The organism is Flavobacterium sp. 21.1 (assembly GCF_057801535.1).
In genome coordinates this window covers 720,460-747,172 of the sequence record NZ_JBYNXA010000001.1, presented here as the reverse complement: position 1 = coordinate 747,172, position 26,713 = coordinate 720,460, and the positions used below count along the sequence as shown (strand labels likewise).

Annotated in this window: 16 protein-coding genes; 4 read left to right on the top strand and 12 right to left on the bottom strand. The window is 40.7% G+C overall.

The window, feature by feature from the left end; genetic code table 11:
* Together AC3E9U_RS03335 and AC3E9U_RS03330 are read left to right on the top strand one after the other, a co-directional pair.
* On the top strand, nt 1-5,183 hold a 5,183-nt coding region (locus tag AC3E9U_RS03335; RefSeq protein ID WP_488745488.1), incomplete at its 5' end, for a PKD-like domain-containing protein.
* Between the two features lie 218 nt (nt 5,184-5,401).
* The gene (locus AC3E9U_RS03330) at nt 5,402-12,061 is read left to right on the top strand and encodes a PKD-like domain-containing protein (protein ID WP_488745487.1); all 6,660 of its coding nucleotides are present in this window, start codon (nt 5,402-5,404) and stop codon (nt 12,059-12,061) included.
* A 272-nt stretch (nt 12,062-12,333) separates the two neighbouring features.
* Here the strand turns inward: AC3E9U_RS03330 and AC3E9U_RS03325 are convergent, their stop codons facing one another.
* On the bottom strand, nt 12,334-13,524 hold the full coding sequence (locus tag AC3E9U_RS03325) for a pyridoxal phosphate-dependent aminotransferase (protein WP_488745486.1): 1,191 nt from the start codon (nt 13,522-13,524) through the stop codon (nt 12,334-12,336).
* Between the two features lie 127 nt (nt 13,525-13,651).
* Here AC3E9U_RS03325 and AC3E9U_RS03320 point away from each other — a divergent pair, with 127 nt between their 5' ends.
* Nucleotides 13,652-14,974: a PDZ domain-containing protein gene (locus AC3E9U_RS03320; RefSeq protein WP_488745485.1), complete on the top strand. Its 1,323-nt coding sequence runs from the start codon at nt 13,652-13,654 to the stop codon at nt 14,972-14,974.
* Nucleotides 14,975-15,021: 47 nt separating this feature from the next.
* Here AC3E9U_RS03320 and AC3E9U_RS03315 read toward each other — a convergent pair whose 3' ends face one another.
* Entirely contained in the window at nt 15,022-15,456 is a 435-nt protein-coding gene (locus AC3E9U_RS03315) for a DUF1573 domain-containing protein (protein WP_488745484.1), read from the bottom strand.
* Nucleotides 15,457-15,752: 296 nt separating this feature from the next.
* On the opposite strand from AC3E9U_RS03315, the gene AC3E9U_RS03310 reads away from it, so the two are divergent.
* Complete coding sequence (locus AC3E9U_RS03310; protein WP_488745483.1) at nt 15,753-18,383, top strand: valine--tRNA ligase; 2,631 nt, start codon at nt 15,753-15,755, stop codon at nt 18,381-18,383.
* Nucleotides 18,384-18,445: 62 nt separating this feature from the next.
* Here the strand turns inward: AC3E9U_RS03310 and AC3E9U_RS03305 are convergent, their stop codons facing one another.
* The 10 genes from AC3E9U_RS03305 to ftsH form a co-directional block, all read right to left on the bottom strand.
* On the bottom strand, nt 18,446-18,910 hold the full coding sequence (locus AC3E9U_RS03305; protein ID WP_488745482.1) for a PepSY-like domain-containing protein: 465 nt from the start codon (nt 18,908-18,910) through the stop codon (nt 18,446-18,448).
* A 49-nt stretch (nt 18,911-18,959) separates the two neighbouring features.
* Nucleotides 18,960-19,358, bottom strand: coding sequence for a hypothetical protein (locus tag AC3E9U_RS03300; RefSeq protein WP_488745481.1), 399 nt, complete (start codon nt 19,356-19,358; stop codon nt 18,960-18,962).
* A gap of 193 nt (nt 19,359-19,551) precedes the next feature.
* Nucleotides 19,552-20,457 (bottom strand): hypothetical protein, encoded by a 906-nt coding sequence (locus AC3E9U_RS03295; RefSeq protein ID WP_488745480.1) that lies wholly within the window; start codon nt 20,455-20,457, stop codon nt 19,552-19,554.
* A gap of 206 nt (nt 20,458-20,663) precedes the next feature.
* Entirely contained in the window at nt 20,664-21,140 is a 477-nt protein-coding gene (locus tag AC3E9U_RS03290; protein ID WP_488745479.1) for a hypothetical protein, read from the bottom strand.
* Nucleotides 21,141-21,496: 356 nt separating this feature from the next.
* On the bottom strand, nt 21,497-22,282 hold the full coding sequence (locus AC3E9U_RS03285) for a superoxide dismutase (RefSeq protein ID WP_488745478.1): 786 nt from the start codon (nt 22,280-22,282) through the stop codon (nt 21,497-21,499).
* A gap of 35 nt (nt 22,283-22,317) precedes the next feature.
* Nucleotides 22,318-22,599, bottom strand: coding sequence for an acyl-CoA-binding protein (locus tag AC3E9U_RS03280; RefSeq protein ID WP_488745477.1), 282 nt, complete (start codon nt 22,597-22,599; stop codon nt 22,318-22,320).
* The gene (locus AC3E9U_RS03275) at nt 22,600-23,262 is read right to left on the bottom strand and encodes a phosphatidylserine decarboxylase family protein (RefSeq protein ID WP_488745476.1); all 663 of its coding nucleotides are present in this window, start codon (nt 23,260-23,262) and stop codon (nt 22,600-22,602) included. It abuts the gene before it with no gap.
* Complete coding sequence (locus AC3E9U_RS03270; RefSeq protein WP_488745475.1) at nt 23,243-24,061, bottom strand: phosphatidate cytidylyltransferase; 819 nt, start codon at nt 24,059-24,061, stop codon at nt 23,243-23,245. The genes AC3E9U_RS03275 and AC3E9U_RS03270 overlap by 20 nt, the downstream gene beginning before the upstream one ends.
* A 1-nt stretch (nt 24,062) precedes the next feature.
* Nucleotides 24,063-24,665, bottom strand: coding sequence for a lactate utilization protein B/C (locus AC3E9U_RS03265; protein ID WP_488745474.1), 603 nt, complete (start codon nt 24,663-24,665; stop codon nt 24,063-24,065).
* Nucleotides 24,666-24,767: 102 nt separating this feature from the next.
* Nucleotides 24,768-26,705: an ATP-dependent zinc metalloprotease FtsH gene (gene ftsH, locus AC3E9U_RS03260; RefSeq protein WP_488745473.1), complete on the bottom strand. Its 1,938-nt coding sequence runs from the start codon at nt 26,703-26,705 to the stop codon at nt 24,768-24,770.
* Nucleotides 26,706-26,713 lie beyond the last annotated feature (8 nt).

The following is a 26,713-nucleotide window of genomic DNA, read 5'->3' as shown; positions in this document are numbered from 1 at the left end:
TGTTGACCATCAGCGGTACACCAACAGCATCAGGTACGTTCAACTATACGGTAACCACTACAGGAGGATGTACTCCGGCAGCTACAGCTACAGGTACGATTACGGTAACACCACTACCTGCGATCGCTCTTAGTTCAGCGGCAGCTACAAGTGCTCAGACGGTATGTCAGAATGTTGGAATCACGGCTATTACATATACTGTTACCAATGCTACAGGAGCTACGGTATCCGGTTTGCCGGCAGGTGTAACAGGCAGTTATGCTGCAGGGGTGTTCACCATCAGCGGAACACCAACAGCATCAGGTACGTTCAACTATACGGTAACCACTACAGGAGGATGTGCTCCGGCAGTTACGGCTATGGGTACTATTAATGTAAATCCTTCAATGACACCAGTAACTGGGTTTACGTACACTACACCGGTTTGTATTAATGCGGCAACTAATCCGATGCCGATAGAGGTTGCAGGATTTACAACAGGAGGAACTTATTCGTCTACAGCTGGATTAAGTATCAACGGGACTACTGGTGAAATTACACTTTCCACTAGTACAGCTGGAACTTATACAGTAACGTACTCTTATCCGGCAACTGCATGTGGACCTGCAGGCAATAGCACTTTTAATATTACTATTTCTCCATTGCCGACGGTTGTCTTGACTTCTGCTCCAGCAACCGATACTCAGACGGTATGTCAAAATGCAGGTATCTCGTCTATTACTTATACTGTTGGTGGAGGAGCTACTGGGGTTGTTATATCAGGTTTGCCTTCTGGATTGACCGGAAATTATGCTGCAGGGGTGTTCACCATCAGTGGAACACCAACAGCATCAGGTACGTTCAACTATACGGTAACCACTACAGGAGGATGTACTCCGGCGGCTACGGCTACAGGTACGATTACGGTGACACCACTACCAGCTATCGCTCTTAGTTCAGCGGCAGCGACCACTACTCAGACGGTATGTCAGAATTTTGGAATCACGGCTATCATTTATACAGTTACCAATGCCACAGGAGCTACGGTATCCGGTTTACCGGCAGGTGTAACAGGTAGTTATGCTGCAGGGGTGTTGACCATCAGCGGTACACCAACAGCATCAGGTACGTTCAACTATACGGTAACCACTACAGGAGGATGTACTCCGGCGGCTACGGCTACAGGTACGATTACGGTAACACCGCTACCAGCAATCGCTCTTAGTTCAGCGGCAGCGACCACTACTCAGACGGTATGTCAGAATGTTGGAATCACGGCTATCACTTATACAATTACCAATGCTACAGGAGCTACGGTATCCGGTTTACCGGCAGGTGTAACAGGCAGTTATTCAGCAGGGGTGTTCACTATCAGTGGAACTCCAACAGCATCAGGTACGTTCAACTATACGGTAACCACCACAGGAGGATGTACTCCGGCGGCTACGGCTACAGGTACGATTACGGTAACGCCACTACCTGCAATCGCTCTTAGTTCAGCGGCAGCGACCACTACTCAGACGGTATGTCAGAATGTTGGAATCACGGCTATTACATACACTGTTACCAATGCTACAGGAGCTACGGTATCCGGTTTACCGGCAGGTGTAACAGGTATTTATGCTGCAGGGGTGTTCACCATCAGCGGTACACCAACAGCATCAGGTACGTTCAACTATACGGTAACCACTACAGGAGGATGTACTCCGGCGGCTACAGCTACAGGTACGATTACGGTGACACCACTACCGGCGATCGCTCTTAGTTCAGCAGCAACGACCACTACTCAGACGGTATGTCAGAATGTTGGAATCACGGCTATTACATACACTGTTACCAATGCTACAGGAGCTACGGTATCCGGTTTACCGGCAGGTGTAACAGGTAGTTATGCTGCAGGGGTGTTCACTATCAGCGGAACTCCAACAGCATCAGGTACGTTCAACTATACGGTAACCACTACAGGAGGATGTACTCCGGCGGCTACAGCTACAGGTACGATTACGGTGACACCACTACCAGCTATCGCTCTTAGTTCAGCGGCAGCGACCACTACTCAGACGGTATGTCAGAATGTTGGAATTACAGCTATTACTTATACTGTTACCAATGCTACAGGAGCTACGGTATCCGGTTTGCCGGCAGGTGTAACAGGCAGTTATGCTGCAGGGGTGTTTACCATCAGCGGAAATCCAACAGCATCAGGTGCGTTCAACTATACGGTAACCACTACAGGAGGATGTACTCCGGCAGCTACGGCTACGGGTACGATTACGGTAACACCACTACCGGCGATCGCTCTTAGTTCAGCAGCAGCGACCACTACTCAGACGGTATGTCAGAATGTTGGAATCACGGCGATTACTTATACTGTTACCAATGCTACAGGAGCTACGGTATCCGGTTTACCGGCAGGTGTAACAGGCAGTTATGCTGCAGGGGTGTTGACCATCAGCGGTACACCAACAGCATCAGGTACGTTCAACTATACGGTAACCACTACAGGAGGATGTACTCCGGCAGCTACAGCTACAGGTACGATTACGGTAACACCACTACCTGCAATCGCTCTTAGTTCAGCAGCAGCTACAAGTGCTCAGACGGTATGTCAGAATGTTGGAATCACGGCGATTACTTATACTGTTACCAATGCCACAGGAGCTACGGTATCCGGTTTGCCGGCAGGTGTAACAGGCAGTTATGCTGCAGGGGTGTTCACCATCAGCGGAACTCCAACAGCATCAGGTACGTTCAACTATACGGTAACCACTACAGGAGGATGTACTCCGGCGGCTACAGCTACAGGTACGATTACGGTAACACCACTACCGGCGATCGCTCTTAGTTCAGCAGCAGCTACAAGTGCTCAGACGGTATGTCAGAATGTTGGAATCACGGCGATTACTTATACTGTTACCAATGCTACAGGAGCTACGGTATCCGGTTTACCGGCAGGTGTAACAGGTAGTTATGCTGCTGGGGTGTTCACCATCAGCGGAACTCCAACAGCATCAGGTACGTTCAACTATACGGTAACCACTACAGGAGGATGTACTCCGGCAGTTACGGCTACGGGTACGATTACGGTGAATCCGATTCCGAATGCAATCGCAACTCCTTCATTACAAACTATCTGCTCAGGATCAGCGACCAACATTTCTTTATCAGGTGCTGTTGCAGGAACAACCTATGTCTGGACTGTAGTTCAAACAGGGGTTACAGGAGCATCGAATGGAAATGGAGCTACAATTGCACAAATATTGACAACTGTTGGAACCACATCCGGAACTGTGGTTTACACAATTACACCAACTGCGAATGGATGTATCGGAACACCAATCATGGTAACAATCAATGTAAATCCTACACCAGTTGTTAGTGCTACACCGGCATCAGAAACAATTTGTTCGGGACAGTCCACAGGAATTACTTTAAATAGTAATATTACCGGAACAACATATTCATGGACAGTAACACAGGTTGGAGCAACAGGAGCTTCCAGCGGAAGCGGAAATGTAATTTCTCAGACGTTAACAGCTACCGGATCTGCGATGGGAACTGTTATCTATACAATAACTCCAACGTTAAACGGATGTCCTGGTTCGCCATTGAATGTTACTGTAAGTGTAACACCGAGAGCGACAATGACGGCAACGGCTACAGCAACGAATATTTGTTCGGGAGGTACTGCATCAGTTGTTTTTGCAAGCAGTTTACCGGGAACTATTTATAATTGGAATGTTGTTCAGACAACGGTGACCGGAGCTACTAACGGAACAGGAACGAATATTTCTCAAGTGCTGACAGCTACCGGTAATACTACGGGACAAGCAGTTTATACTATAACTCCGATTACAAATGGATGTCCTGGAACACCGGTAACGGTTGCTATCAACGTAAATCCTATTCCGACTGTTACAGCAAGTCCGTCAAACCAGACAGTTTGTTCGGGAACAGCGACCAATATCACGTTGATAGGTAATTTGCCTAATACAACCTTTACTTGGAATGTTATCCAAACAGGTGTATATGGAGCATCTTCAGGAAGCGGAAACGTTATAGCGCAAACGTTATCAACAGTATCTTTAACACCGGGCACAGTAGATTATATTATTACTCCGCATACCAACGGATGTGCCGGAGCGCCTATTACGGTTACGGTTACGGTAAATCCAACACCGGAAGTATTTGGAAATCCAGGGAATACTGTAATCTGTAGTGGTGACAATGCTGAGTTTTCTTTAATACCAAATATCCCAGGTACTACGTTTACTTGGACAGTAGTTCAAAACGGAGTTACCGGAGCTTTCGACGGAAGCGGAAATACTAATCCTGTAAATGTTAGTCAGATGGTGGAAACAACAGGTAATGTTGCCGGAACGGTTACTTATACTATAATTCCAATGGCAAACGGATGTAGCGGTAATCCTATTACTATTACCTTTACAGTGAATCCGTTACCACAACCGCAAATTCAGGATGGTTACATATGTATTGATTCCGGTACAGGTTCTGTGTTATCAACGCATACTTTGGATACAGGATTAAACAATGCAAACTATGATTTTGTATGGTTCTTGGATGGTGTAGAGATATCAGGTGCAACAAATGCTATTTATGTAGCTGATCAGTCAGGAGTTTATTCTGTAATTGTTACCAACTCGGTTACGGGTTGTGTTTCACATGCAGTAGATGCCACAGTAACAGAGTCATTGTCTGCAAGTTCATTAAATCTGTATGTGAACGAAGCCTTTAGCGATAATCCAAATATTACCGCTGTGGTAGTTGGAGGTTCAGGTAATTTTGAATACCAATTGGATGGTGGTGCATATCAGACTTCCAATGTATTCACAGGAATTCTTCCAGGCTTACATGAGGTTCATGTTATTGATGTGAATGGATGTACAGATTTAACCCAGACGATTTTCGTTATTGGTTATCCTCATTTCTTCACTCCAAACGGAGATGGTTACAACGATACTTGGAACATCTGGGATCTACAGGATCAGCCGGATGCAGAAATCTTGATTTTTGACCGATACGGGAAATTAATTAAGCAGATTACTCCGGTTGGGGAAGGTTGGGATGGAACCTATAATGGACAACCATTACCATCAACGGATTACTGGTTTACGGTTAAATTTAGAGATGGAGTGAATAAAACGGAGCGTATTTTTAAAGCTCACTTCTCTATGAAACGATAGAAATGATTTGTTATTTTGCAAAAAAAGTCGCCTTTGGGCGGCTTTTTTTGTATATTAATAATAGTAACAAAAGCGCATTTTTTATACCGTTTGCCGAGTTTTTTTTAAAATACTAACAAAATAGTTGAGTTTTGTGTTATGTTAAAGTGAATAAAATTTCACTTTTTATCGTTATATGTTTTATTTTTGCTTTTTTACAGCCAAATTCCAACCAAATTATGAAAAAAAAATACCTATTAATCCTTTTTGGATTTTTATCGTTGCTTGTGAATGCACAGGGAACTCAACCTCCAGGTATAGAAGTCACAGCTTCCTCGTCTGTTGTTATTTGTAATCCGGGAGAGAGTACAACACTTTCATGTACTTATGTCCCAATCTATCAAACTACGGGCTATACGGTATCGTCAATTCCTTATAATCCTCCTTTTGGAGCAACGGCTGGATCGGCGACGAATCTTACGATCGATGACAGATGGTCTTCGATAATTGATTTAAAAGGTTTAACACCTCAGAACTTCAACTTCTGTTTTTATAATACCAATTATTTGCAAACCCTGATTTCTACAAATGGGGTAATGACTTTTAGTATAGCCGGTGTTACGCCAGGAGGATTTTATACTCCTAGCTCCGGTAGTACTTGGGTAAATTCGGGTGCTATTCCTTATGCCAGTGCGCCTGGAGCTGCTCCTTTCAGAAGTTCAATAAATGGTGTTTTCCAAGATATTAACCCGAATGTGAACAATGCCTTTGCGCACCCGAATATTAATTACTATACGGTAGGGAATTATCCTGATCGAGCCTTTGTTGTTAATTTTTCTGAAGTAGCTCAGTTTGGTTGTTCGAGTGATGCGGTAGTAGGACCTCAGACAAGTCAGATCGTGCTTTATGAGGCAACGAATATTATTGAGGTTCACGTTAAGAGAAGATATCCTTGTGTTTCCTGGGCAAATGGTCACGGACTGATTGGTGTTCAAAATGAAGCCGGAACGGTTGCGACAGCGGCACCGGGAAGAAATCAAGGTACTTGGATCACCAATAACGAATCTTGGCGTTTTACTCCAAACGGCGTTCAGTTGCCCCCAACATTTGTTTGGACAGATAATTTAGGTAACGTTGTTGGAACTGGACAAACAGTTTCGGTTTCCCCTAATGCAACGACTACCTATACAGTAACGGCAACTTATCCTTCATGTATCCCGTCGGTAAATTATCAGGTGACGGATCAGACAACTGTTGATTTGCCCAATATCCCTGCGGGTGTACCTTCAACTTTGTATAATTGTCAGGTAACACCGACACCAGCTACTTATAGTTGGGATTTTACGCCTAATGGAAATACCATAATGGCACCACTGAATCCGGCAAATTATGTACTTAGTTATCATACTACTCAGGTCAGTGCCCAAGGAACAGATGCTAATATCATAACAGGAAGTACAACAAATTACACTACACCGGGTACGGCTACTACGACGACGATTTGGACTTGTGTGGAAGATTTAAATACCGGTTGTAGAAAAGTGCAGCCTTTTGATTTAGTTGTAAGATCATGTACTGCGACTCCGGTTCAACCGCCAAATTTAGTTGCCTGTGATAATGATGGAAATGGAACAGAATCGTTCGATTTAACTCAGCAAAACACAACGATCTTGGGTGGGCAAAATGCGGCTGATTATACTATCACTTATCATACAACACTAGCCAGTGCTGACGGTACTGCTTTAAATAGTGCGCTAATTCCTGCGGGTGCTGCTGTTGGTCAGACTCAGAACTTCGTAAGTGCGGGACAAACAATATACGTAAGAATGGAAAGCGTGGCCACTCCTGGAGTTTTCGGGAATACAACTTTCCAATTGATTGTAAATCCACGTCCTGCAATTACAGGAACACTATCTGCGTGTGTTGGTTCAACTACTCAATTGACAGGAGCTGGAACTCCGGCTGCTTCAAACGCGTGGTCATCATCGGATACAAGTATTGCTACCGTTAACGCTTCCGGTTTAGTAACGGGAGTTGCACCTGGAACAGCAATTATTACTTATACAAACAATAACGGTTGTTTTAACACTGCAACTGTAACTATCAATGCATTGCCTACGGTAACTGTTAACAGCCCAACGACTTGTCAAGGAGGGACTGTAACGTTAACAGCTACACCGGGCGCAGCAGGAACGTATAATTATGCGTGGACAGTTCCTTCCGGAGCTACTAATCCGGGCAACGTTGCAACTTTCACAACTAATGTTGGAGGTGCTTACGGTGTTGTAATTACTAATACAACTACAAACTGTTCAAGTGCAACAGGTGCAGGAACAGTTACAATAAATCCACTACCGACTGTTACTGTAAACAGTCCTGCAGTTTGTTCAGGAGCTTCAGCAACAGTAACCGCTACTCCTGGTATTCCAGGTACTTATAACTACAGTTGGACTGTACCGGCAGGTTTTGCAAACCCAGGTAACGTACCTACTTTTGCTACAACAACGTCTGGTGCATACAGCGTAATCATAACTGATCCGGTTACAACTTGTTCTAGCACTAGTGCTTCAGGGACAGTTACAATTAATGCTTTACCGACCGTAACCGTGAACAGTGCAGTGGTTTGTTCAGGAGCTTCGGCTACTATAACGGCAACGCCTGGTTCGGCTGCTACATATTCATATGCATGGACAGTTCCTGCAGGATTTACTAATCCAGGAAACGTTGCAAGTTTTTCAACTTCAGTAGCAGGTACTTATAGTGTAATTATCACTAACACAACAACAACGTGTTCAAGTGCTAGTGCTTCAGGTACTTTAACTGTTAATCCGCTGCCTACTGTAACAGTAAACAGTTCAGGAATTTGTTCAGGTGCATCAGCGACAGTGACTGCAACACCGGGAACTGCAGGCTCATATAATTATGTGTGGACTGTGCCGGCAGGTTTCGCTAACCCAGGTAACGTAGCAAGTTTTACTACTACTACGACTGGTACTTATAGTGTAATTATCACTGATACTGCGACAAACTGTAGTAGTGCAAGTGCTTCCGGAAATGTGACGGCAAACCCTGCAGCAGGAAGTATGAATCTTCAGTGTGGTGCTTATGGCTCACCGGGACACCCTGGCGAAATATATATTGACTGGTCAAATGTACCGGGGATAACCCTTTTTACTTATAGCTATTCTATTAATGGAGGACCTACAATAACGGGAAGTCAAGCGGCTCCAAGTTCTATTTATATTCTAACAAATGGTCAGCCAATCACATTTACTTTAAATGGGTCCGGAACTGTATGTGTAACGCCTGAAACAATTACATGTGGTTGTCCAACACCGCAAATTAACGCTGTTACTAATGTGAATGCATGTTCGGCACAAACGGTTAATCAAATCAATTTCACTACAAGTGATGCTTATGATACTGTTAGCTGGACCAATAGCAACCCTGCAATTGGTTTAGCGGCGAGTGGCACCACAAACTTCATACCTTCGTTTACAGCTGCAACAATAACTACGCCTCAGACAGCTACAATTACGGTTGTTTTAACGAAGTTTGGCTGTGCTGGTCCGCCAAGAACATTTACGATTACTATAAATCCATTACCTACAGTAACGGTTAATAGTCCGGTAACTTGTGCCGGAACTAATACTACGGTAACAGCTACTCCTGGAGCTGCCGGAACTTATTCATATGTGTGGACAGTTCCTGCAGGATTTACAAATCCAGGAAACGTTGCAAGTTTTGCAACTGCGACAGCGGGTACTTATAGTGTTATCATTACTAATACAGCAACAAGCTGTGTGAGCGCAAGTGCTTCCGGAACTGTAACTGTTAATGCTCTTCCTAGTGCTACAGTAAATAGTTCAACTGTGTGTGTGGGCGCGACAGCAACAGTTACAGCGACGCCTGGTGCAGCAGGAACGTATTCTTACGTATGGACAGTTCCTGCGGGAGCAACAAATCCTGGTAACGTTGCAAGTTTCTCAACTACAACAGTGGGTACGTATAGCGTAGTGATAACAGATACAGCAACAAATTGTTCTAGCCCTAGTGCATCGGGAACAGTTTCTAATTATGCAACACCAACAGTAACAGTAAACAGTCCGTCAGTTTGTGCTGGAAATGCGGCAACTGTAACTGCTACTCCTGGTACAGCGGCGACGTATTCGTATGTATGGACTGTCCCTGGAGGAGTTACGAACCCTGGAAACGTTGCGAGTTTTACTACGACAACTGCTGGTATTTATAGTGTAATAATTACTAATACAACAACAACGTGTTCAAGTGCTAGTGCTTCAGGTACGGTTACTGTAAATCCATTACCTACTGTAACTGTTAACAGTCCTGTGACTTGTTCGGGAATTTCTACTAACGTGACTGCTACTCCAGGCAATGCCGCCGCTACTTATTCTTATGCGTGGACGGTTCCTGCAGGAGTGACTAATCCAGGAAATGTTCCTAGTTTCGCTACTTCAACAGCGGGTACTTATAGTGTAATTATTACAGATAATACAACAGGATGTATCAGTGCAAGTGCATCCGGAACAGTAACAGTGAATGCGTTGCCAACTGTAACTGTGAATAGTGCAACAGTCTGTGCGGGATCACCTGCTACATTAACTGCTACACCTGGATCAGCCGGAACATATACTTATGTGTGGACTGTTCCTGCGGGAGCAACAAACCCAGGTAGTGTTCCTAGTTTCTCATCGACAACACCTGGTACATATAGTGTAGTTATTACTAATAGTGCGACAACTTGTAGTAGTGCTAGTGCATCAGGAACAATATCTAATAATCCTCTGCCAACAGTGACGGTTAATAGTCCGTCTATTTGTTCAGGAGCTTCGGCAACGGTGATAGCTTCACCAGGTTCAGGCGGATCATATTCTTATGCATGGACAGTACCTGCAGGTGCTACTAATCCAGGAGATGTTCCAAGTTTCGTAACTTCGACTCCGGGAGCTTATAGTGTTGTCATTACGAATATGGTAACTGGTTGTTCAAGTGCGATTGCTACCGGAAATGTGATATTAAATCAAACACCTACAGTAACCGCGACTCCAACTTCGCAGACATTATGTTCAGGACAATCTAGCGGAATCCAACTGCAAAGTAATGTTCCTAACACGACTTTCACTTGGACTTATACTCAAACAGGTGGTGTAACAGGAGCCTCTAATGGAAGCGGAAATATTATTTCACAAGTGCTTACTGTGGGAACTGGTGCAGGTACTGTAACCTATACCATTACACCAACTGCGGCGGGAAGCTGCACAGGAATTCCAACCACTGTAACAGTAACAGTGACTCCGGTACCATTAGTAAATGTTAATGTAACGGATCAATCTATCTGTACTGGTGGTACAACAAACATTACCATGACTAGTAACGTTGCGACGACGACTTTTAACTGGAATGTTATTCAGACCAATGGCGTAGCTGGAGCATCAAGCGGAACGGGTTCTTCAATCAATCAGGTTCTTACGGCTTCAGGTACTACAATCGGTCAGGCGGTTTATACCATCACACCAATCAATAACGGATGTCCTGGAACACCAAAAACAGTGACGGTTACGGTTTATCCTAATCCGAATGTTACGGCAAGTCCGACTTCTCAAACATTATGTTCGGGGGAGACTACCAATATCACATTGAACAGCAATGTTCCGGGAACTGTATTCACGTGGACTGTTGTACAATCGAACTTATTCGGAGCGGCACCGGGAACTGGTAATACAATCAGTCAGACCTTAACTACAGTTGGTCTAACGCAAGGTACTGTGACTTATACCATTACGCCAACAGTTAACGGATGTACGGGAACACCAATTACAGTTACTGTAACGGTTAATCCGACACCGGAGGTATTCAGTCCTTCTGCGCCGCAGCCTATCTGTAGCAATAGCTCATCAGGTATTACAGTTACTCCGAACATGCCTGGAACATCGATTTCGTGGACTGTTGTTGAAAATGGTGTAACCGGTGCATTTGACGGAAGTGGCTCTGAAATCGTTCCGGGAGCAGGAATTGCCATCGATCAGATTTTAACGGCTACAGGAACTCAGCCTGGAACTGCTACTTATACCATCATACCGATGAATAATGGCTGTGCAGGAAGTCCGATTACTGTAGTTGTTCTGGTGAACCCATTGCCAAAAATCAGCATTCCTGATGGATTGATCTGTGTGGACAGTGCAACCGGAGCAGTAATCTATGGCTATAATATGGACACTGGTTTAAGTGCAACGGATTACGATTTCCAATGGTATTTCAACAATGATATGAATACCGTGATCTCTACAAGCAGTTCTTATATGGCTATGGAGGCAGGTCAGTATACCGTTTCAATCATGAATTCGACCACAGGTTGTACGGATGTGTTTATGATCATTGTTAACGCTACTAACCCGGCTACAAGCGCTACTGCAGTAGTTACTAATTACTTTGAGGATACTCAGGCGATTACAGTAACTGTAGCAGGAACCGGATCTTACTTATACAGTTTGGACGGAGGTGCATTCCAGACCAGCAATATCTTCATCAATGTATTACCGGGTGAGCATACGATAACGATTCAGGATGCCAACGGATGTACGAACATCACACTTGAGCATATCTTTACAATCGGTTATCCACATTTCTTCACACCGAATGCTGACGGATATAACGATACCTGGAACATCTGGTCATTAAGTGAAAGCCAGCCGAATTCGGAAATCCATATCTATGACCGTTATGGAAAACTGATCAAACAGCTTGTTCCTAGCGGCAACGGATGGGACGGAACTTATAACGGACAGCTTTTACCATCTACGGATTACTGGTTTACCGTTAAGTACAAAGAGAACGGTGCTGAGAAATTATTCAAAGCGCACTTCTCGATGAAACGATAAGTAATTGATTTAAATAAAAAAAGGCTGCCTGATAAGGGCAGCCTTTTTTGTTTGATGTTATTTGGAATGTTTTCGCTAGTCATCCTTAATAACATGTTTTAGGATATAAATTTTAAATGGAGAAGATGCTGAAGCAAAGTTCAGCATGATGCAGAGGATATTAGAGATCAGGACTGGAAAAATGCTCATACCGATAGCTATTGGACTTCCGCTCCAAAATAAAAAAGCCTCCAGTTAAACTGAAGGCTTTCTACATCGATTGAAATTTTTATTTAGTTCTTATAAACCTTTAAAGCTTCGTTTAATATCTGAACTGATTTTATCAAATCTTCTTTTTTAAGAACGTAAGCGATACGTACTTCGTCAAGGCCAACTCCTTTGGTAGAGTAGAAACCTGCAGCCGGAGCCACCATAACTGTTTCACCATTAAAGTCGTACGATTCCAGTAACCATTGTGCGAAATCATCGGCGTTTTTAATTGGTAATTTTGCGATGCAGTAAAATGCTCCTTTTGGAGTAGCTACTTTGACACCTTCAATTTTGTTTAACTCGGCAATTAACGTGTCGCGACGGTCTTTGTATTCGGTGATCACATCATCAAAATAACTTTGCGGCGTTTCTAATGCAGCTTCACTGGCAATCTGAGCATAAGTCGGTGGGCTCAATCTCGCCTGAGCGAATTTCATAGCCGTTGCCATTACTTCTTTGTTTTTGGAAACGATGCAGCCGATACGGGCGCCACACATACTGAAACGTTTTGAAACCGAGTCAATCATGATAGCGTGCTCTTCTAAGCCCGGAACATTCATTACCGAATGGTGCGTATAACCATCGTATGCAAACTCGCGGTATACTTCATCCGCGATTAGGAATAAATCGTGTTTTTTAACCAGTTCGGCCAATTGCATGATTTCTTCTTTTGAATATAAGTATCCTGTTGGGTTGCCCGGATTACAAATCAAGATCGCTTTTGTTTTAGGAGTGATCAATTTTTCGAAATCAGCAATAGGAGGTAAGGCAAAACCTGTATCGATAGTGGAGATTACAGGAACTACGTTTACGCCTGAAGCTGTGGAAAATCCGTTGTAATTTGCATAGAACGGTTCCGGAATGATGATCTCATCACCAGCGTCCATAGTACTTCCCATGGCAAAAAGCAATGCTTCAGAGCCACCGGTCGTAATAATGATATCTTCTGTGTTTATTGGTAAACCTTGCTTTTGGTAGTATGCAGCAAGTTTGGTTCTGTAACTTTCAAAACCTGCGGAGTGGCTGTATTCCAAAACGGTGATGTCAGCATTTTTAACAGCATTTAAAGCTACTTCAGGTGTTTTGATATCAGGTTGTCCGATATTCAAATGGTATACTTTATGACCTTTTTTTTTCGCAATTTCTGCGTAAGGAACCAATTTACGAATTGGTGATTCAGGCATTTGCTGGCCTTTTGTTGAAATTTTAGGCATGTGTCGTTTATTTTGAGGTACAAATTTGCGACATTTTTCAGAAACAATGAAAAATGAATTGTTATTAATTTTTTAAAGTTTTAGGAAATTAAGTATTTATGTAGTAATTTTCAGAAAAAGCCCGAATATGCGCTCAATTGTTTTTGTCTTTTTTTTAATGCTTTTTAATAGCGTTTTCGGACAAAATGGTTTTCAGTTTGAATCCGATAAGGATAAAATTGTTATTCCCTTTACGTTTGTTGATAACCTAATTATTATTCCGGTCGAAATCAATGGTACGAAATTAAATATGCTTCTGGATTCCGGTTCAGAACCTTCTATTATATTTAGTTTTCCTGAAAATGACACCATTCATCTTTACAATACCAAAAAAATTAAGATTTCGGGAATGGGAAATGAGGAAATGGCTGAGGGGATATACTCGGATACCAATTTTGCCAGTGTCAGCGATTATAAGAATAATAAATTTGACTTGCTCGTGATTCTTGATGAGAACCTCAATTTTTCTTCCCGAATCGGAATTCCTGTTAATGGTATTTTGGGGTATTCCTTTTTTAAGAATCATATCATTGAGATCGATTATCAAAAGAAGAAGGTAATAGTGTACAGGGATCGGGAAATTCTTTCCAAAAAGAAAAAGATGAAATCATTTACGGATTTGCCTATAACAGTTGTTAATGACCGGGCGTACCTTACTGTTAAAGCAAAATTGGATAAAAAGGAAATCGATTTAAAACTCTTGGTCGATACAGGTTTGGGTGACGGATTGTGGCTGTTTGAAAATGATGTGATCAAAACTAATGATAATTATTTTGAAGATGTACTGGGTGAAGGGATTGGCGGGACCGTTTTTGGAAAAAAATCCAGATTGGATCAATTACAGTTTTCGGAATTTAAATTCAATTCCCCTTTGGTTTCGTATCCTGATACTTCTTCTTATAAACAGTTGCGATTGGTCAAAGACCGAAACGGTTCGCTTGGAGGAGGAATGCTTAAACGTTTTACGATGATTATGGATTATCACGGAGGGCATCTTTATCTCAAGAAAAGTGGTTATTACGACGATCCTTTTAACTACAACATGAGTGGGATCGAAGTGCAGCATGGTGGGGTACAATGGCTTCAGGAAGTAGATAAAATACGGGATGATAAGTCTACAAATGTGTTAAATGTCAATGAAATTGCTTTAGATAACAGTACACTGAAGTATAAATTCACTTTAAAGCCGGTTTATGAAATAGCATCTGTGAGGAAGAATTCACCTGCTGAGACAGCCGGATTAAAAATCGGAGATAAGGTATTGAAGATCAATAATAAAAATGTAAGCAATCTTTCCAAACAGAAAATAGACGAGATGTTGCAGGAAGAAGATGGAAAAACCATTGAAATAGTAATAGACCGCAAAGGAATTGTAAAGAAATTCGAATTCCGACTTAAAAAGATACTATAAAAAAATCCCCGCTACTGCAGGGATTTTTATTTTATCTGTTACACAATTTACGATTGTGGACCGACTTTCTCTTTTTGAAGAACATTTTTCTCTTCTTTCACGATTACTTCTCCTTTGATGCGTAACGCTACTTTACCGCCTTCGTAATTTACAGCATTGGATTCCACGGTGATAGTTTTAGATATCCTGCCGGGATTCATGTTGTATTTTACATCGATTTTTCCTGTTTTTCCAGGCATAATCGGTTCAGTTGGTTTAGTCGGAACGGTACAACCGCAAGTGGATTGTACATTAGTGATGATTAACGGAGCATCGCCCGTGTTAGTGAACTCAAAAGTTCTTATTCCGTTATCAGAATCTTTAGTAACGGTTCCGTAATCAATAGTATTGTCTTTTGCTTTGAATTCGATTTTAGGTCCTTGCTGAGCATAAGACGCAACGCTAAACGCTAAAACTGCAACTAATCCTAATAATTTTTTCATCTTTTTAAGTTTTAATTGTTATTGTAAAATTACATTGTTTTAATAAACGAACAAATATTTTAACTCACTTTTTTTATTTGCTCAGTTATAGCTATTTTTGCAGTTATATTTACAAAAAGCATACCAATTATTTTTGGCCCTATTGTTTAGGCTCTTTCACAAGGCGCCTTGCCACTGTAAGTTGCTGCCGATAAAAAGTCGGGATCTACTGCTTTCAGGGCTATTAGAGAGATAAGTGATGAAAAACATTGCGGTGCAAAGAATGGCATCGTATAACAAATAACCGATCAACGAATATGACAATTCCGGCACAATTTGAAGCAAAAGCTGCTGAGCAGAAATGGTACGATTACTGGATGAAAAACAATTATTTTCATTCAAAACCAGACCACAGAACCCCATACACCATAGTAATTCCGCCACCAAACGTGACAGGAGTCTTGCACATGGGACATATGCTTAACAATACGATTCAGGATGTGTTGATCCGTCGTGCCCGTCTGAAGGGGTTCAACGCTTGTTGGGTACCTGGAACGGATCACGCTTCAATTGCAACAGAAGCAAAAGTTGTAGCCAAATTAAAAGCGGAAGGAATCAATAAAAACGACCTTACCCGAGAAGAATTCCTTAAACATGCATGGGAGTGGACCGATAAATACGGAGGAACCATTCTTGAGCAGTTAAAGCAATTGGGATGTTCTTGTGATTGGGACAGAACGAAATTTACCATGGATCCGGACATGTCGGCTTCCGTAATCCGTTCGTTTGTTGATTTGTATAATAAAGGATTGATTTACAGAGGGTATCGAATGGTAAACTGGGATCCGGAAGCAAAAACAACGCTGTCTGACGAAGAGGTGATCTACGAAGAGAGACAAGGAAAATTATATCATTTAAAATACCAGATTGAAGGTACTAACGAATTCGTAACGATCGCAACGACGCGTCCGGAAACGATTTTGGGTGATAGTGCTATCTGTATCCACCCGGAAGACGAACGTTACCAGCATCTGAAAGGTAAAAAAGCCATTGTTCCGATCTGTAACCGAGTGATACCGATCATTTTTGATGAGTATGTGGATATGGAATTCGGAACCGGATGTCTGAAAGTGACGCCTGCGCATGATGTAAATGACAAGGAATTAGGAGAACGACACAATCTGGAAATCATCGATATTTTCAATGAAGATGCGACGCTGAATTCTTTCGGATTGCATTATGCCGGAAAAGACCGTTTCGTAGTTCGTGAAGAAATTTCTAAAGAACTGGAATCCATCGGAGCCATGGCAAAGGTGGAAAACCATTTAAATAAGGTTGGAACGTCAGAAAGAACGAAAGCTGTAATTGAACCAAGATTATCAGACCAATGGTTCCTTAAAATGGAAGATTTGGTAAAACCGGCTATCAAAGCAGTTTTGGAGTCCGACGAAGTGAAATTGTATCCTTCACGTTTCAATAATACATACCGTCACTGGATGGAAAACATCCGCGACTGGAACATTTCCCGTCAGTTATGGTGGGGACAACAGATTCCGGCTTATTTCTATGCGGAAGGTAAAGAGGATTTCGTGGTAGCGGAAACTCCGGAAGCAGCATTGGAATTAGCTAAACAAAAAACAGGAAACGCTTCATTGCAGGTTTCAGATTTAAAACAGGACGCCGATGCATTGGATACGTGGTTCTCGTCATGGTTATGGCCTATGGCTGTTTTTGGCGGAATCATGAATCCTGAAAATGAAGATTTTAAATATTATTATCCGACGAACGATTTGGTTACCGGTCCGGATATTTTATTCTTCTGGGTTGCCCGAATGATTATTGCAGGTTATGAATATGCCGATGCTAAACCGTTCAGTAATGTATATTTGACTGGTTTGGTTCGTGATAAACAAGGCCGTAAAATGTCAAAATCACTTGGGAATTCACCTGAACCACTTGGATTAATTGAAAAATTCGGTGCCGATGGTGTTCGTTGCGGATTGTTGTTGAGTGCTGCGGCAGGAAATGATATTTTGTTTGACGAAGAATTGTGCAATCAGGGGAAAGCTTTTGCTAATAAAATATGGAATGCATTCCGATTGATAAAAGGGTGGGAGGTAGCTGATATTGCTCAACCTGAATCTTCAAAAGTAGCTATCGAATGGTACGAGGCCAAATTGCAGAAAACAGTAGCGGAAATCGAAGATAATTTCGGTAAATACAGAATTTCAGATGCTTTGATGGCTACCTATAAATTGGTTTGGGACGATTTCTGTTCTTTCTTCCTCGAAATGATCAAACCGGGTTACCAGCAGCCGATCGACCGAGCGACTTTCGACAAGGCTATTGAAATGCTGGAAACGAATTTAAAGTTACTTCATCCGTTCATGCCGTTCTTAACAGAAGAAATTTGGCAGCGCATCGAGGAAAGAACTCCGGAACAGGCATTGATCGTTGCTGAGTGGCCAAAAATGACTTCGGCAAATGAAAAACTGATTGCTGATTTCGATTTCGCTACAGAAGTAATTTCCGGTATCAGAACCATCAGAAAAGATAAAAACATTCCGATGAAAGATACGATCGAATTGAAAGTGGTCAACAGCGAAAATGCTTCGACATTTTTTGATTCGGTAATTGCAAAATTAGGAAACATTTCCACTTTGGAGTACGTTTCTGAAAAAGTAGACGGAGCTTTATCTTATCGTGTGAAATCGAATGAATATTTTATTCCAGTTACAGGTAATATTGATATTGATGCTGAAATCAGTAAAATCACAGAAGAACTTAACTATATGAAAGGTTTTCTAAAATCGGTTCAGGTTAAATTATCGAACGAGAAGTTTGTGGCGAATGCTAAATTAGAAGTTGTTGAAAGCGAACGCAAAAAAGAAGCCGATGCTTTGGCGAAGATTGCTACGCTTGAGCAGAGTCTGGTTAGTTTGAAATAACAAATACTTCATAAATGTAAAAAGCCCCCGCCAAAGCGGGGGCTTTTTTGTCATTTAGAGAATTAGTCTTTCTCGTTGTCGTCATTTTCAGTAGTTTTTTTAAGCATTTTACCGGAAGCGGCGACTGTCACATCGTACGTTTGCTTGGCTTTTGTGACTTTTACTTCATAAACGGTTCCGCTATCTGAAGTTTCGGCTTTTTCGGCTTCTTCAACTTTATAACCGGCAAATTCTTTGGCTATGGTCTGACTCACGGATTTTGGTAACTCCGTTATTTTAATCTCGGTTTCGGTTTCCAGCCAGTTACCGGATTTGTCAAATTTAGCCGAATGTTTCTTGCCTTTTATGTCAAATTCGGCTTCATATTCATTGGCACTTTCCATTTCCCATGCCGACTTTGTTACTGAAGTGAATTTAGCTTTAAAACCAGCCATAACTTCTGAAGGGACTTTATCATTCGCAATTTTTTGAGCAAAAGATGTGGTGCCAAGCATTATTGAGCCTAGCAATATTAATATTGACTTCATTTTTTTATTTTTTAATTGATTTTAATTTTTACAACTAATGGTTTGGAAATCAAAAAATAGGAGGTCGAAATTTTCTTGCTATGTAATCGGAAGTAAAATTGTCATCTGTCGTAATAATAACTGTTTTCTTATTTGAAATGCCTAAAAGACGGGCTGTAATTTTAAACTCCAGAATCGTTGGAGTAAAAAGTTGAATTGTTAAATCGGTATAGTGAAAAGGCTGGTGTGGTTTCTGATCATCCCCGTTTTCATGGCTGTCGAGTATTCCGTCAATAGGAATTAAATGATCGGTTACAAAATCTAATAGTGTCATGTCACGATCTTCCGTTACTTTACAGTGTTGGTACATTTTCGGAAGCGATGGCAATATGGAGAAATCACCCATTGGCAGGCAAAAAGTACCAATGGTGTAATACAGTAATAAAGATATGATTATCAGTTTCTTCACGTTTCTAAATGTACAATTTTTTATCAATAATATTATTACTGATGTTAAAAAGAAGGTTATCAAATGGTATAATTTTAAATTGCGGTAGACTTGAGTATAGTCTGGTTAGTTTGAAATAAGAGCTTATTTATAATTCAAAAAAAAATCCCAGGTGAACACTCGGGATTTTTTATTTATAAAGCGAATGATAAGTCTATCTCCATTTTTTATTACCGAAGGAATAACTTAGGTACACAAGTAAACCATTATACCCCCAATCTATATCATAATCGGCGTGATTTTCATTAAAATTCACATTTATATCCAAACCGGAATAACCGAGGGCCACATCGAGTTTTTTCCAGACTCTGTAGACACCCGACACACTGTAACCAAAAGTTTTTCCATCAAAAGTGTCAATTTTCAATTGAAAATAATTGATCTCTCCTCGCAAGGCAAACCTATCGGTAAAAGCATATCCTCCCCATATCCCAAAATCAACTAATGGAGCTACTGCATTATAGGTTTTGTTTTTTTCAAAATTGGCGGTTTCACCATTAACCTCTATTCCAATTTTTGTAGAAATTGTATGGGTACCAATTAATAATCCAACCTCGTACTTTGGTTTGCTTAAAATAGCGTATCCATAAGAAAAACGAAAGAAATCGGTTTTAACACTTGTACTCAAACTAGTATTTATATCATACGTTTCATCTCCTATTGTAAGTTCCCGGTCCAGAGTTCTGTCGCTGTCTCTTCGGGAATTGAAATAATTTAGATTAAAACGGGAACGGCTGGAAGATCTCCATTCAAATTCAGCTAAAAAAGTTGAGTTTTTCTTATCAAATCCTAAGTCTCTCTCAAAATCAACACTGGTTCCTCTGCCGGAAGTACCTGAAATACTGATGGTAGTATTGTTTAGCATTTCGTAAAAACCTGCCGAAACTCTGTATCTTTCAACATACCACGGCACATCACGAAGACTGCTGTTCTGAACAGTATCCTGAACTACGGGGAGTACTACTTCTACATTCTGCGCTATTTCATCTTTTTGTCCGTACAAAACACTACCAAAGAGTAGCAGTAGTAGGACCAGTCCCTTAAAAGTAAGATTTTTCATATGTAAAATAGTTTTGATTTATGTTGATTCAAAGTGGTTTGATATGGAAACCATGCCTATCAAATTTACGAAAATTTTTGTTAATATTATTTAATAACTATTTAATATTGAATGTTTTAAATAGGATTTACATGGCAAAAAATGCAATCAAAAAACCCCAAGCTTTACCTTGGGATTTTTATATATGTGCAATTTATTTTTGCAATTTATTTTTTACGGTCCATATCGCCGATAAAAGGTATTGCGTTCTGGGTCTCAGCCATGATTGCTGTTTGTAATCCGTTTTCCAGTTGAATGAATTTGGCTGCATCTATTGCTCCAACGGCCTTTTTCATTTTCTCATAATATTTTGAGTACAGCTTATCATAAGCCATTTCGTTTTTCAGCGTTGCTTTGAGAAGTTGATCGGCTTTCTCATTAGATAACGACTCATAATTATTGATGTAATCATTAATTAATTCGATTCTTTTTTTTCCAAGCAGTTTTCGTTCCTGCTCATAAGCATCATAAACTTTCCAAAAGCCAGCCGCCTGGGATTCTTTTAGCTCCATATAAGAATTGACTAATTCTTTTTTGGATTTCCCGTATTTTGCCTGAATGATTTCAATGTCTTCTTTTACAGTAGATTGAGCAAAAGCAACTGAAGAAATTACAAACGTTGCGATCAAAAATAATTTTTTCATGATTGTTTCTTTTTTAGTTAATTAAAAATATATCGATTTTAAACAAATCATATGTTGTATAATGCATTTTACAGATCGTTTTTTTACAGTCCCAACATGTAGTAAATTTACTAAAATTATATTCAAAGGACTGATTTGTATTGTGTTGCGATGAATGTTTTGTCGGTTTTTTTTATCCGTTTGTAGAATATTTTTGGATTTTGTAAATCGGTGTCGGCTAATAGTTGATTTTATCGCTTACAGAAGGTTTGATGAAATTCGATAAAAAGAAAACGGCACAAAAAAGAATTCTTCTTTGTGCCGTTCTGTAAAAATATTTGTAAATCTGCGTTTGATTCGCGGATGAGTAGAAGGATTTATTCCTTTATAACTCTTTTCATTGCGTCCAGATACTTTTGCTCTACCACGTTCCAATTGACCACGTTAAAGAAAGCCGAAATGTATTCGCCGCGTCTGCTTTGGTATTTAAGATAATAAGCATGTTCCCAAACGTCTAAAGCGAGAATTGGTGTTCCTGAAATAGGCATATCGGGCATTATTGGATTGTCTTGGTTTTGAGTACTTCCAACTACCAATTTTCCGGCTTTGTTGACCACAAGCCACGCCCATCCTGAGCCAAATTGCTTGCTGGCCGCATCCACAAATTGTGCTTTAAAAGTGTCGTATGAACCAAAATCTCTGATAATGGCAGCTGCCAAACTGTCTTTTGGTTGTCCGCCCGCTTTAGGACTCATGACTTCCCAATACAGATTATGGTTGTAATAGCCTCCGGCATTATTTCGAATAGCCATGTTGTTAGGATCCGATCCTTTGAGGATTTCTTCCAGCTTCCATTTTTCATAATCGGTTCCCGCGATGGCCTTGTTTAGATTATTGCAGTAGCTTAAATGATGACGGGAATAATGGATTTCCATCGTTTTTCCGTCGATATAAGGCTCTAACGCGTTGTAAGCATAAGTTAGACCGCGCATTTTGAATTTTCCCTTCTCAGCTTTTACTTCGGCCGGATTTCCGTACATGGATTGCGTTTCCTGTGCTTCAGGTTCCGGAATCTGAATTACCTCTTCAAGATTGCTTTTTTGTCGGCAAGAGAAAAGGGCCAGAAAGGCCAGACTCAGAAAGGCTATTTTTTGTGTTCTCATGAATGATAGGTCTTAAAAGAAAAAACGAAATCTGTTTACAAATTTCGTTCTTTCATTAGTTTATTGATAATCTGGATATATCGTTCTTTTGCTTGGTCCGACGTGAGATGGTTGACCTGCATCCATGCGTTAAGTTTGAAAGCGCTTCGCAGGTTTTGGGAGTCCTGACGGAAATAAAAACTATCAGTTTCATCCGCTGTGGCTTGTTTGTACAATCCATAAAGGATTAACTGCAAATCTATCGGAACAGAAGCTTGCGGGATTAATTGGGCATTTTTGAATGCCTCATCAAATAAGATGTCTAAATCTTTTCCCATTTATTGTTTAATGGCAATGATTGTTTTTCCACCAACTGCCTTATCGTTAAGCTTTACATTAACTTGTGTACCTAAAGGTAAGTATAAATCTACTCTCGAACCAAATTTAATGAAACCGGCATCGGTCCCTTGAACAACCTGCATGCCTTCTTTTGCATAGTTTACAATACGTTTTGCTAACGCACCTGCAACCTGACGGTAAAGGATTTCTCCAAAAACACGGTTTTCTACCACTACGGAGGTTCTTTCATTTTCTTCGCTCGCTTTCGGATGCCATGCTACAAGATATTTTCCAGGGTGATATTTGCTGTATTTCACCACACCGTTAACGGCATAACGTGTTACGTGAACATTTATGGGAGACATGAAAATGGAAATCATCAAACGCTTGTCTTTAAAATATTCGGGTTCGAAAACTTCTTCGATAACTACCACTTTTCCATCTACCGGAGCAATAACATGATTGTCGTTAATTAAGGTGACACGGGTCGGATTTCTAAAAAACTGCAGCACCATCACCATCATGAATAATGCAACTACCTGAACAGCTTTCTGCAGCCAGAAAACCGGGATGAAAGCATCTGCTAAAAATACAACTGCAACTACTGCTATAGTTGTTCCTAAAATAATTTGGGCGCCCTCTTTATGAAACTTGATGAACATAATTTAAAATTTGATAAAATAAATAAAGAAATGGAATTGCAAATATAACACTATCTAACCGATCTAAGATGCCTCCGTGACCCGGCATTATCTTTCCGCTGTCTTTAACTCCGGCTAAACGTTTGAATCGTGACTCGATTAGATCACCTATTGTTCCGAAAAAGCCAACGATTAAGCCGGTAAAAATCCAAAGTACAGGTGTTAAAAATGTGAAGAAATAACTTAATATATAACTTCCGATCATTGTAAATACTAGCCCTCCCACAAAACCTTCAATGGTTTTTTTAGGTGAAATGCGCTCAAAAAGTTTGTGTTTTCCAAACATTTTTCCGGTGATGTAGGCAAAAGTATCGTTGGTCCAGATCAGAATAAATATACCGATAATTATTTGCGGGTTAAATGTTACACCAAGAAAAGGTGTTTTCATCAATAAAATGAAAGGTATTATGATATATCCAAAAAGATTGACGTATTTGGACATTTGGTCATTTTTCGGTTTTCTTTTTTCAATAAACAGATCGGTAATCAAGTTTACCGAAACAAAAAGTGCTGCAAGACAAAGCAAAATGTCTGTGTTGAAGTTGTTTTTAGGTGCGCCATAAAACAGTATAAAACTTATAAGAGCAAGCAGGATAGGCAGATTTTGCTTCAGATGAATCAGTTTGCTGAATTCAGAAACCGTAACAATCATGAACATGCCAAAAAGCAGAAAAAAACTGTATTCTGAGTATAAAGTTGCTGAAACGAGAAGCAAAATATAAAGTAAGCCGGATAGGGTCCGTGTTATATTTTCATGCATGCTATAAGTCTTCTAAAAGCAATAAATATAAGTTTTTTGGACAACTGCCATACTGCAGGAAGTCTTCTTCTTTTGCTTTTTCAAAATATTTAAAAGTGGTAATGTTGGTAGGGTATTCCTTATCGTATCTTTTTTTGATTTCACGTAAGCCATCGCTTTTGTTTCCAATGATTTGACTGGTAGTAGCAAGAATTACGATGTGGGAAGGCAAATCATTAGGTTTGAACTGCTTAATTTGATTAGAGGAAAACAATATGGAACCTTCGTCTGCAATCAGATTTTCACACGAAGCCAATAAGAATGTCGGGTTTTTAGGATGTGCGTAATTTAGCTTGTTTTCATCAAGAAGGCTGAAAAGCTTCGGTTCCAAACACATGGCCTCTTTTTCAAACCAGTCATTTTCTTCTAAGATACTTTCGAAATTATCGTGAACTTCAGGCAAGTTTTCACAATAGAGAAATTTGCCTCCGTTTTTTTTGAAGTTATAGGTAAAAAGTTCGTCCACGGGCATTTTAGGCTCCGGATGATAAGGACTCATATTGTCTTCCTTATCCTCATTGGATCCTTCTGAAGCGGCACCAAAAAATTTTCTGAAAAGATTCATAAAAATCTCGAAATTTTGTGTTTGAAAACACTCAAAGATAAAAAAATCTTAATTCAATCTCGCAATCGAATTAAGATTTTTATAATATTTTATTAAAATAACTTACTGCAATTCCGTAATTGGTTCAGTCTCTGTTTTTTCGAAAGGACGTTTACCGAAGATTGTTTCAAGGTCATCTTTGAAAATAACTTCTTTTTCAATCAGAATATCGGCCAACTGAACCAGTTTGTCGCGGTTTTCCTGCAGGATCTGAATAGCTCTTGCGTACTGTTTTTCGATTAACTCGGAAATCTCCTTATCGATTACTCTTGCTGTTTCTTCCGAATACGGTTTTGAGAAGTTGTAATCGCTCTGTCCTGATGAATCGTAATAGGTCACGTTTCCTAATTTGTCATTCAGACCATACACGGTAACCATAGCACGGGCTTGTTTTGTCACTTTTTCCAAGTCGCTTAATGCACCGGTTGAAATTTTATCAAAAATTACCTTTTCGGCAGCTCTACCGCCCATAGTGGCACACATTTCATCAAGCATTTGCTCAGGATGAACAATTAAGCGTTCCTCCGGTAAATACCAAGCAGCTCCTAAGCTTTGTCCACGCGGTACGATGGTAACTTTTACCAGTGGTGCAGCATGTTCAAGCATCCAGCTCACAGTAGCGTGACCGGCTTCATGAATGGCAATGGCACGTTTTTCCGCAGGAGTAACAATTTTATTTTTCTTTTCCAATCCGCCGACAATTCGGTCAACCGCATCAAGGAAATCTTGTTTGTCTACTGCTTTCTTTCCTTTTCGTGCTGCAATTAAGGCAGACTCGTTACAAACATTCGCAATATCAGCACCCGAGAAGCCCGGTGTCTGTTTTGCTAAAAATTCGGTATCCAGTTCTTCTGATTTTTTCAAAGGTTTTAAGTGCACTTCGAAGATTTCTTTACGCTCACGGATATCCGGTAAGTCTACATAAATCTGTCTGTCAAAACGTCCGGCACGCATTAATGCTTTGTCTAATACATCTGCGCGGTTAGTAGCGGCTAATACAATTACGTGTGTATTGGTGCCGAAACCGTCCATTTCCGTTAAAAGCTGATTTAATGTGTTTTCACGCTCATCGTTTGAACCTGAAATATTGTTTTTTCCACGGGCACGTCCCACAGCGTCGATCTCATCAATGAAAATGATAGCAGGAGATTTTTCTTTTGCCTGTTTGAATAAATCACGTACACGGGAAGCTCCGACTCCTACGAACATCTCTACGAAATCTGATCCTGAAAGCGAAAAGAAAGGTACTTGTGCTTCACCCGCAACAGCTTTTGCCAATAAGGTCTTACCTGTTCCCGGAGGTCCTACTAATAATGCTCCTTTCGGAATTTTACCTCCAATTTCCGTGTATTTTTCAGGGTTTTTCAGGAATTCAACGATTTCCTGAATTTCTTCCTTAGCGCCTTCTAAACCGGCAACATCTTTAAAAGTGGTTTTTACATCGGTTTTTTCGTCAAACAGTTTAGCTTTCGATTTTCCGATAGAAAATATCTGTCCGCCACCGCCACCGGTACCACCACCTGACATCCTGCGCATCATAAAGATCCAGAATCCGATAATGATGATTAACGGAAGGAAGTTAATCAGAACATCGCCCCAATTGCTTTCCGGTTCAGAGGAATAATCGTTTAATTTCCCGGCCGTCCTTGCTTCATCCAGTTTCTTTTGGAATAATTCAGGGTTTCCGATGTCCAAAGTATAATGAGGGCCTGTATTCTCTTTGCCTAAGAAGGTTTTCTTCTCGACTTTACTGTGTGTTTTACTGTTTAAAGCTTCTTTTTTAAGATAAACCTGTGCCGTCGTTTTGTTGAAAACCACTTTGTTTACCTGGTTGGAATCTAAAAACTGATAAAATTTAGATAAAGAGGTAGGGCGGACTTCCTGAAAACTGGATCCGCTGGAAACTAATTGAATCGTAACTAAAATCAATAGTATGGCACCATAGATGACCCATGGACTTACTTTAATTTTGGTAGGATTGTTTTTTTTATCTTTTGACATGTAATGTT